At 31.2% G+C, this 9229-nt stretch carries 10 protein-coding genes; 6 read left to right on the top strand and 4 right to left on the bottom strand.

Features of this window, described 5'->3' with window-relative positions; translation table 11 throughout:
* Positions 1–149 precede the first annotated feature (149 nt).
* The 6 genes from clpX to B3J26_RS13330 all read left to right on the top strand — a co-directional run bounded on the left by clpX (position 150) and on the right by B3J26_RS13330 (position 4316).
* On the top strand, positions 150–1298 hold the full coding sequence (clpX, locus tag B3J26_RS13350; protein WP_221854332.1) for an ATP-dependent Clp protease ATP-binding subunit ClpX: 1149 nt from the start codon (positions 150–152) through the stop codon (positions 1296–1298).
* 413 nt (positions 1299–1711) lie between these two features.
* The gene (locus B3J26_RS13345; RefSeq protein ID WP_291074807.1) at positions 1712–2110 is read left to right on the top strand and encodes a hypothetical protein; all 399 of its coding nucleotides are present in this window, start codon (positions 1712–1714) and stop codon (positions 2108–2110) included.
* Between the two features lie 163 nt (positions 2111–2273).
* Positions 2274–2567 (top strand): hypothetical protein, encoded by a 294-nt coding sequence (locus B3J26_RS13340; protein ID WP_291074806.1) that lies wholly within the window; start codon positions 2274–2276, stop codon positions 2565–2567.
* Positions 2568–2720 (top strand): T9SS sorting signal type C domain-containing protein, encoded by a 153-nt coding sequence (locus B3J26_RS14930; RefSeq protein WP_414646942.1) that lies wholly within the window; start codon positions 2568–2570, stop codon positions 2718–2720. It abuts the gene before it with no gap.
* 12 nt (positions 2721–2732) lie between these two features.
* Entirely contained in the window at positions 2733–2963 is a 231-nt protein-coding gene (locus B3J26_RS13335; protein ID WP_291074805.1) for a hypothetical protein, read from the top strand.
* Between the two features lie 57 nt (positions 2964–3020).
* Entirely contained in the window at positions 3021–4316 is a 1296-nt protein-coding gene (locus tag B3J26_RS13330; RefSeq protein WP_291074804.1) for a TlpA family protein disulfide reductase, read from the top strand.
* Positions 4317–4373: 57 nt separating this feature from the next.
* Here the strand turns inward: B3J26_RS13330 and rodA are convergent, their stop codons facing one another.
* The 4 genes from rodA to mreC are packed head-to-tail and all read right to left on the bottom strand — an operon-like array spanning position 4374 to position 9225.
* The gene (gene rodA / locus B3J26_RS13325) at positions 4374–5840 is read right to left on the bottom strand and encodes a rod shape-determining protein RodA (protein WP_414646941.1); all 1467 of its coding nucleotides are present in this window, start codon (positions 5838–5840) and stop codon (positions 4374–4376) included.
* A 46-nt stretch (positions 5841–5886) separates the two neighbouring features.
* On the bottom strand, positions 5887–7872 hold the full coding sequence (locus B3J26_RS13320) for a peptidoglycan D,D-transpeptidase FtsI family protein (protein WP_291074802.1): 1986 nt from the start codon (positions 7870–7872) through the stop codon (positions 5887–5889).
* Entirely contained in the window at positions 7869–8384 is a 516-nt protein-coding gene (mreD, locus tag B3J26_RS13315) for a rod shape-determining protein MreD (protein ID WP_115001501.1), read from the bottom strand. Before mreD ends, B3J26_RS13320 begins: the two co-directional genes overlap by 4 nt.
* On the bottom strand, positions 8374–9225 hold the full coding sequence (gene mreC, locus B3J26_RS13310; RefSeq protein WP_115001503.1) for a rod shape-determining protein MreC: 852 nt from the start codon (positions 9223–9225) through the stop codon (positions 8374–8376). The genes mreD and mreC overlap by 11 nt, the downstream gene beginning before the upstream one ends.
* Between the last annotated feature and the right edge of the window lie 4 nt (positions 9226–9229).

Here is a 9229-nt window from a genome sequence, read left to right as displayed (position 1 = left end):
GAATTATTAAACTTCTCCCCAAATTTTGTCCCTGATCCGACAAAAATATCCACTTTTTTGATTTAATTTACATTTATAGAAATTAACAAATAATTTATTTTCTATCTAGAAGAAAATAAATACCTTTGCATCTTAATTAGTATAAAAAATTGGAAGAAAATAAGTGCTCTTTTTGCGGAAAAAGCAGAAACGAAGTAAATATTTTAGTGTCTGGAATCGACGGTAATATTTGTGATAATTGCATAGAACAAGCTCATGGTATAGTTTTAGAAGAATCGAAATTTAACGAAAATAACGATTTGATAAAACCATTAACGCTAAAATCTCCGAAAGAAATTAAAGAGTTTTTAGATGATTATGTGATTGGTCAAGACCAGGCAAAAAAAATATTGTCGGTTGCCGTATACAATCATTACAAAAGAATATTATTAGACAAAGAAAATGATGTAGAGATTGACAAATCGAACGTTATTTTAGTTGGAGAAACAGGAAGTGGAAAAACATTATTAGCAAAAACAATTGCTAAGTTATTAAATGTTCCATTTGCAATCGTTGATGCAACTGTACTTACAGAAGCTGGATATGTAGGAGAAGATGTAGAAAGTATTTTGACGCGTCTTTTACAATCTGCTGATTATAATGTAGAGCTTGCCGAAAAAGGAATCGTATTTATTGATGAAATAGATAAAATTGCACGTAAAAGTGACAATCCATCTATTACACGTGATGTTTCTGGAGAAGGTGTACAACAAGCTTTGCTTAAAATTTTAGAAGGAACTATTGTTAACGTGCCACCAAAAGGGGGACGTAAGCATCCTGATCAAAAATTTATAGAAGTTAATACAAAAGATATTTTATTTGTGGCTGGCGGAGCTTTTTCTGGAATAGAAAAACACATCGCAGATCGTTTGAAGAAACACGTAATTGGTTTCAAGAACGAAGATCACAAAGAAATAGAAAATCTTTTGGATGAAGTAAATGCACAAGATTTGAAAAACTTTGGTATCATTCCAGAATTAATTGGACGTTTACCAATTATTACTTATCTTAAAGCATTAGATAAAGAAGCGATGAAAGCTATTTTGACAGAACCAAAAAACTCTCTGATGAAACAATATACAAAACTTTTTGCCTTAGATGGAAAAGAGCTTGTAGTGACGGACGAAACCCTAAATAAAATTGTAGACCGTGCCAATGAATTGGGTTTAGGAGCTCGAGGATTGCGAGCAGTTACGGAGGAAATTTTTACTGATTTGATGTATAATATTAAAGATTTACCTGAAAAGGTTATAATATAATCTATTGTATAGCAACTTTTTAATAAATATTTTTATATTTGTAATGAAATTATTTTATAATTTTAAAAAAAACCTACCAAAATAATATAATTTATGAAAAAGAATCTACTTGCTTTATTCGCATTAGGTGGGATATATAGTGCTTCAGCGTAAGATACATATATCAAAGACGCTGTAATAGTCAAAGTTAATCCAAACACTCTATTTTACAACTGAGGCAATGTTAGTGTTGATACAGATACTGCTGGAGGTACTACTGAAAAAATAATTAATGAAGGGAATATCCAAATTAAAGGTGGTTTTAGTAATGCTAATCCATTGGAAATAACTTTGTTAATATATACGCTGTAGGAACTACTGGAAGTCAATATGGTCAATTAATAATTGATGGAGCTTCTACTGTTTCAGGTCGAGTGTCTATTGAGCGCTCAAAAATAGACGTTTTTTCTAATGATTATTTTCCATTTGGTTTACCATATCAAGGAGATAATGTCGATAATATTTTCGAAAATATTATTGGAAATTCATATTCATTTAGAGGAGATTGTAAAGTTGATGTTAATTGTGGAACCACAAGATATTTACAGACATTATTAAGTTGGGATATTAAACAAAGTGAATATGACCATGTTCCTATAGGAACACTTGTTACTGCAGGAGCTAACTACACTGTCAATACAATGATTCGACCTTTTAAAACTTTTCTTGAGGGAATTTCTGGTACAAAATTTTCAACATATGGTAAACCTAATAACAAGGCTATCGTATTAAACAATGTTGAAAGTGGAATTAGAAATAAAACAAAAACCTAATTTTCTGAATTAACTTGGGGGTAATGGAAAAACTTAACTAACAATTATAATGAAACTTATGATTCTTAGTTAGGTAATAATACTAATGTAGATACAAATGCTAGATATGCTAAAAATTTACACCGTTTTTCAAATCCTTTCACATCAAATATTGACTTAAGTGATGTTTCTTATTGCTACTTCATGGATAAAATTTATTGTTAATGGTGTAACTAAAGGACCTACAGAAACATTTGAGCCTACTACAATTAAATTTAGGGTAAACAAGTTAGCTGATAATTATTCTGTAGATTGGAATGGGCAAACAGGAAGAAGTAATACTAACACTACTAGAATTAGTGCTTACCTTCAAAAAGCAACTTCTGGAACTACTCCATATTTTAGGACAGGTAATCCTGATGTATTAATTGTTAAACCATTTGAGTATTTTGAGATAGAATACAAGTGCAAATTTTAAATCTATGATTTAACAGGTAGATTAATTACTCGTAATGTAGATATATCTACAAACTCAGATTATAAATTAAATCTTGGCTCATCATCAGGAGTTTATGTAATAGTAATTACATACAAAGATGGAAAAGTTGTCTCTCTAAAAACAATTAATTAAACCTCTAACCTTATGAAAAAATATAGATTACTTTTAACTTTATTTATTTTTAGCATATTTACTTTAAAGACTTATGCACAAGGTTGTGATCCAAATGATCCAGATTGTGGGCCTCCTCCCCCTACAAACGTTCCTGGTAAACCATCAACTCGAATAGACGATTATGCTCCTCTATTAGTGATTTCAGCAATCTCAATCGCAGGATTTATTTCCTATAGACAAAGACAAGTTATTAAAAAATAAATTCATACTTTTAAACCTCAATCAAATAGATTGAGGTTTTTTTATATCAAACAAACTATGAAAAATAAATTTATACTGCCGCTTGTTGTTTTAGGAAGTTCTGTCTTTGGGCAGTTTAATGTTTCTGGGCAAATAGAAAATTATGCAAATAAACCTGTTTTGGTTAAAATTTTCGACAATGCCGAAATGAAATTAATCAACAATGCGATTACTGATAACAACGGAAATTTTTCTGTAAAAGTTCCAAAAGAATACAATGGTTTTGTACGTATTGATTTGCCAACAGGTGAAAATCTTTCGTTATTAACTGATAACAAAAATCTAAAATTCAAAACGGTTAGTGGGCAAGAAATATCTACTAAACTTGAAATTTTTGAGGGAAATACACAAAAGGAATACAATAAAGTTTTAGCACTTCAACCATTAAATGAAATTCAGAACCAGGTTTTTCCTTATTTAATGCAAATGTATAAACCGACTGACGAGTTTTATACAGCAATGGTAAAAGAAGATAAACGAATAAAAGAGTTGAAACGTAACGAAAATTTCTCACCATTAATTACCTATATTAATGAGTTGAATGATTTGAAACAAAAAGCTCAAACAAATAAAGATACTGAAACCCTAAATGAAATTGTAAATCATTTTGTAAAAGATGATGTACGATTGGAGCAATCTGGAATCTTTAATGATTTAGTTTTTGCTTATATTAATGGAAAATTAGCTGTTGCTAACAATCAAGATGTAGAAGGAAATTTAATTGCTGCTACAGACGAAATTTTGGTTAAAACAGATATCAAAACAACAAGAGGTCAAAATGTATTGACAACTATCTTAAACTTTGTTCCTGAAAAAGAATATGCAAATTTTCATAAAAAATACGTAGATAAAGTAAAAGGTTTGACTTCTAACGTAACAGATCAATTGAAAAAGAAAGTAGGACAAAGCGCTTCTATGCAAGCAGGAAGTAAAGTTCCAAATATCACTTTTCCTCAACCTATTAACGGAAAAAAATCGTTGTATGATATCAAAGCAGATCAAAAATTAATTGTTTTCTGGGCTTCTTGGTGTCCTGCTTGTCAACAAGAAATCCCACATATTAAAGAGTTTTACAAGAACTTTAAATCAAAAGGCGGAGAAATTGTTGCCATTTCTTTAGACTACGATCAAACAGCGTTTAATAATGCTACAAAGGATTTACCTTGGTACAATTATACTGATCTTTTGAGATGGGATTCGCCAATCGCTGCAGAGTTTGGAATAGAGTCTACTCCTACTCTAATCTTAGTTGATAAAGACAATAAATTAATTAAGAAAGTTCATCATATTTCTGAGTTAGAAGTATCGAAATAATAACGAAAAAGCTACATTGAAAATCAATGTAGCTTTTTTATTTTATTGAATTATTTTCTAAATAAATCCTTGACTGTTCTTGTAATGAATGATTAGGAAAATTCCGATCAGAATAGTGAATCCCCACAACGAACTTCCTCCATAACTAAAGAATGGTAGCGGAATACCAACTGTTGGGAAAAGCCCAATTACCATTGCAATATTGATAAAGAAATGGAAAAATAAAATAGAGGCGACTGCATATCCATAAAATCGTGCAAATCTATTTTTTTGATGTTCGGCTAAGAAAAATAATCGTCCAACAAAAATTGCGTAGACAATTACCAAAGCTGTACTTCCTATGAAACCCCACTCCTCTCCAACTGCTGTAAAAATGTAATCGGTTTGTTGTTCTGGTACAAATCTTCCTTTTTTAATAGTTCCTTGATTGTAACCTTTTCCATATAATTCGCCCGAACCAATCGCTGTTTTCGCATACAATAAATTATATCCCGAAGTATCACGATACTTTGCTTCTCCTTCGTACAAAACCATTACACGTTCTTTTTGGTGTTTTGGTAATTTTTCGAAAATAATAGGCGAAATAAAGCTAACCGTACTTGCAAATAATAACAACACAATAGACGCAATAATACTAAAATTCAGAACATTTGCAGCTAATCCAGATTGTGTTTTGAATGGTGAATCATTAATTTCTTTTTGTTCGGTTAATTTTAAAATTAAAACTGGAATAATTGATATAAAGAATCCTATTAAACCAAAGAAAGTTGTATTAAAAAATATCGGTTCTGAGAAAAATAAAGAACGCATTGGAAATAAATGTCCGAAAGATTCTCTTGTTGTTTCTGATAAATCTTCAACCAAATAACAAATTCCAATCAATAATAAAAAGAAAATTGATAAACCGATTAAAACACCATGCATTGCATCAACTACATTCTGATTATAATTGAAAGCTAAGATTAATAACGCAATTGTCAGAATTATAAATCCAAAAACTAATAAAACATAAAAAGGAATTTGTACAATCGAAATCAAGAAAATGATTAATAATATGATTGGCGCTAAAATTATCCACGGATTAAGTCCTTCTCTGTACAAAGCAATACTTAATGAACAGAAAATAATTACTGATCCTAAATCGGGTTGAAGAAGGATTAAAACTACTGGTATTGCGATAATCAACAATATTTTTCCTATAAAACCTAAGTCTTTTAGATTTGCATTTGAATGATTGATAAAATTAGCAATCAACAAAGCTGTACCAATCTTAGCAAATTCGGCTGGTTGCAAACTCAGAGGACCAAAACGATACCACGCTTTTGCACCATTAATTTCCTTTCCAACAATCAAAACTCCAACGAGTAAAACGAGGGAAATAATGTAAAAAACTGGACTATAAATTTCGAAGAAATTACGATTGTTTCCGCTCGTAATTATCAAAATCAATATCATCACCATTCCAAGTCCAAACCAAATTAGCTGTTTTACACCTAAATCTGGATTGACACTATACACATTCATAATCCCGAAAGTTACTATCAGAAACCCAAGGATCAGTACGGTCCAATCAATTCCTTTTAGTAATCTGCTTTGGCTCATGTTTTAGTTTTGTTGAATCTTTTTTTAATTTTAAACTATCTATTTTATTTCCGATCGAATCTTTTTTTACAGGTTCTACGTATAATCCTTTTCTTTTTAGATAATCTATCCATTGACGACGATATTCGCCTTGTAGATTACCATTTTTCATACGTTGCACTAACGCAGGACGTTTTATTGTATCTGTTACATACAATTCAGCAATCAAACTCGCCATTGGTCCAGCATAAGTTGTACCCCAAGAACCATTTTCTACAATTGCAGCAATCGCAATTTTTGGTTTATCTGCTGGAGCAAACAATACAAATAATGAGTGATCTTGTCCATGAGAGTTCTGAGAAGTTCCAGTTTTACCAAATTGTACAAAAGAACTTGTATCAAAACTACGAGCTGTACCCATTGTAAATACATTACGCATTCCGCGTTGAATGATGTCAAAATGTTTTGGATCAACCAATGTATTTTTTTTCACCATATAAGTAGAATCCGTCAATGGTTTTCCATCAATACTATGTACAATATGCGGTGTATAGAAAAATCCTTTGTTGGCAATAATTGCTGTATAATTTGCCATTTGCAGCGGAGTTGTATTGATATCTCCTTGTCCCATACCATTAAAAATAATACGATAAGGATTCCAAACACCTTCTCCAAAACGATTATCGTAAAACTCAGCTGTCGGAATAAGACCTTTGCTACCAACAGGTAAATCTGTTCCCATAAATTTTCCTAATCCGAAACTATTCAAAATGGAAGCCCATTCGTTAATTCCGACACTATAATCATTTGGGTCTTTACGAACAATATCACGATAAGCTTCAGAAAAATAATTATTACATGATTTTCCAATTGCATGTTCTAAACCTTGCGGCGTATAATACATTCCACAGTGACAACCAATATGCATACGTCCATAACGGAAACCATGTTTACAAACATATGTTGTTTTTTCTGTCATCGTTCCCATTTGTAAACCAGCCAAAGCCGTTACCATTTTGAATGTAGAACCAGGAGGATAAGTTCCTTGTAAAGCTCTATCATAAGTTGGACGAGCAATAGAATCGTTGATTAATGCACTTCTCAACTTTGTATTCAAATAATCGTTTGGATTAATTGTAGGTGCGGATGCTAAAGCCAAAATTTCTCCATTAGTAGGATCAAGAGCGACAATTGCTCCACGCTTATTTTGAAGCATTTGTTCCGCCAATTCTTGCAAACGATAATCGATAGTCAAATGAACTGTTTTCCCACTTTTTACAGGTCGATCATAGTCACCGTTTTTATATGGACCAACAACATTCATTGTTCGGTCTACAATCCAGTTTTTTACACCTTTTACTCCACGCAAATCTTTTTCATACGATTTCTCAACTCCAGCAATTCCTACTAAATCTCCAGGTTGATAATAGGTAGAATCTGTTTTGATATAAGATTGATTGGCCTCATTTATATAGCCCAATATATTTCCGGCAGAATTTACCATGTATTTACGTTCAGGACGTTTGATGATACTAAATGCTGGATACAAATACAATTGCTCTTGCATACGAGCAAAATTTTCGCGCGAAATATTCTTTAAAAAAGGATATGGAGATAATTTTTTGTAATCTTTTGCAGTTACAATTTTATCTAAAATAGAATCAAATTGTTGTGTAGAAATTCCAATCATTTTAGAGAATTTAGGCTTATCAAAACCATTCATATATTCTCCATAACTGTCAATTAATTTTCCTGGAATAACATCTAATTCGTACGAATAGGTATTACTCACCAACAATTTCCCGTTTCGATCAAGAATATCACCACGATTGGGATAAATGATTTCTTGTTTGATCGACGTATTAAATGCATTTAACGTATAACGATCTGTAAATAATTGCAAATACGCCAAACGTCCTATAAATAGAAACACTATAAACAGGATGAGTGCATAAACAACCATCAACTTTTTCATACTCCAACTTTATTTTTAAATAAAATTTTATAAATAAAGACAAACACAAAAGTTATTCCCGAACTGATTAATGCTTTTAGCATCAAAGGTCCAATTCCTGATGGTTTAAAATTCTCAAGAAGTAATAAAATAATATGATGTGCAAGAATTAGAATAATCAAATAAAACAACCATTGCGCAAAACTGAACGAATTGAAAGAGAAAAATTCCATTTCGTAATCTTGTTTTCCTGCCAAAAGTTTGATGATTGGATTTCTAAGAAATGCGATAAGTGTTAATGCAAAAGCATGAATTCCTCCTGTGTATTCGAAAATATCTATCATTAATCCTAACATAAATGATAAGATTAGTAAGGCATATTTATTTTGATAAGGCGCATAAAATAATACAAATACAATATAGATATATGGTTGATAACTTCCTAAAAAGTTGATGTGATTAAACACAAAAACTTGTAACAAAGCTAAAACGATAATCTTGATAATATTGATTAAAAAATCTTTATTGAACATTCTGTGGACTTGTTATTGTATCTGATTTTTCTACTTGTTGAATTTCAACTTTATTAAGGTTTGTGACCACATAAGCTTGTGCTAAATTGGCGAAATCTTGTTTCAATCTTACTTGAACTTTCATTTCTCCCGTTTCATCAATTCCTTTGCTTACAACTTTACCTATAATAATTCCTTCTGGGAAAACTGGCGATTTACCATCTGTTTCGATAATATCTCCTTTTTTCACTTCGATGTATTTCGGAATTTCATATAATTGGACAAAACGAGGATCTTTTCCATCCCATTTCACTGTCCCAAAATATTGATTTCCTTTGATACGTGCATTGATATTGATATCCTTGTTTAACAACGAAATTGCACGAGAATAATTTTTCCCAGCAAAAGTTACAATACCAATTACACCATTATTTGTAATGATTCCGTCACCTTTTTCTATTCCATCATTTGTTCCTTTATCAATCGTCAAAAGGTTTTGCGTTTTGATAATCGAGTTATTTACAATCTCTGTAGGTACAAAAGAATACGTTTGATGATAACCTAAGGTATCCGATTTGTAAAACTGTTTAGTTTTCGCATCTTTAATACCTAAATGCACCAATTGCTCACGCAAAAAGGCATTTTCGTCCATCAAATCTTTATTGGCACTCGGTAAATGAATAAAGTTTGTCACCTTCGCAATTTTATCATCCACATAACCTGTAAACGACGTGCTTGCAGAAGCAAGAATAGTTTCGTGATAAATATTTTTCTTAAAGACAAGAAACAACGCAATTAACTCTAAAAAGACAAAAATTAATAGCATTCCATTTCTTCTAATCGCATTCAGAATATATTGCATTGCT

Origin of the sequence: Empedobacter sp. UBA5987 (assembly GCF_002429865.1) — a bacterium.
In the GTDB taxonomy this organism is placed as follows: Bacteria; Bacteroidota; Bacteroidia; order Flavobacteriales; family Weeksellaceae; genus Empedobacter; species Empedobacter falsenii_B.
Note: the sequence above shows the minus strand (reverse complement) of the source record. Positions and strands in the feature narration are given on the sequence as shown.

What these genes read in the sequence shown, in the direction of transcription:
- B3J26_RS13340 (WP_291074806.1), top strand. Translation starts at nt 2,274, where the DNA reads ATGTTTCTTATTGCTACTTCATGGATAAAATTTATTGTTAATGGTGTA.
- B3J26_RS13335 (WP_291074805.1), top strand. Translation starts at nt 2,733, where the DNA reads ATGAAAAAATATAGATTACTTTTAACTTTATTTATTTTTAGCATATTT.
- B3J26_RS13330 (WP_291074804.1), top strand. Translation starts at nt 3,021, where the DNA reads ATGAAAAATAAATTTATACTGCCGCTTGTTGTTTTAGGAAGTTCTGTC.
- rodA (WP_414646941.1), bottom strand. Translation starts at nt 5,840, where the DNA reads ATGAATGTGTATAGTGTCAATCCAGATTTAGGTGTAAAACAGCTAATT.
- B3J26_RS13320 (WP_291074802.1), bottom strand. Translation starts at nt 7,872, where the DNA reads ATGAAAAAGTTGATGGTTGTTTATGCACTCATCCTGTTTATAGTGTTT.
- mreD (WP_115001501.1), bottom strand. Translation starts at nt 8,384, where the DNA reads ATGTTCAATAAAGATTTTTTAATCAATATTATCAAGATTATCGTTTTA.
- mreC (WP_115001503.1), bottom strand. Translation starts at nt 9,225, where the DNA reads ATGCAATATATTCTGAATGCGATTAGAAGAAATGGAATGCTATTAATT.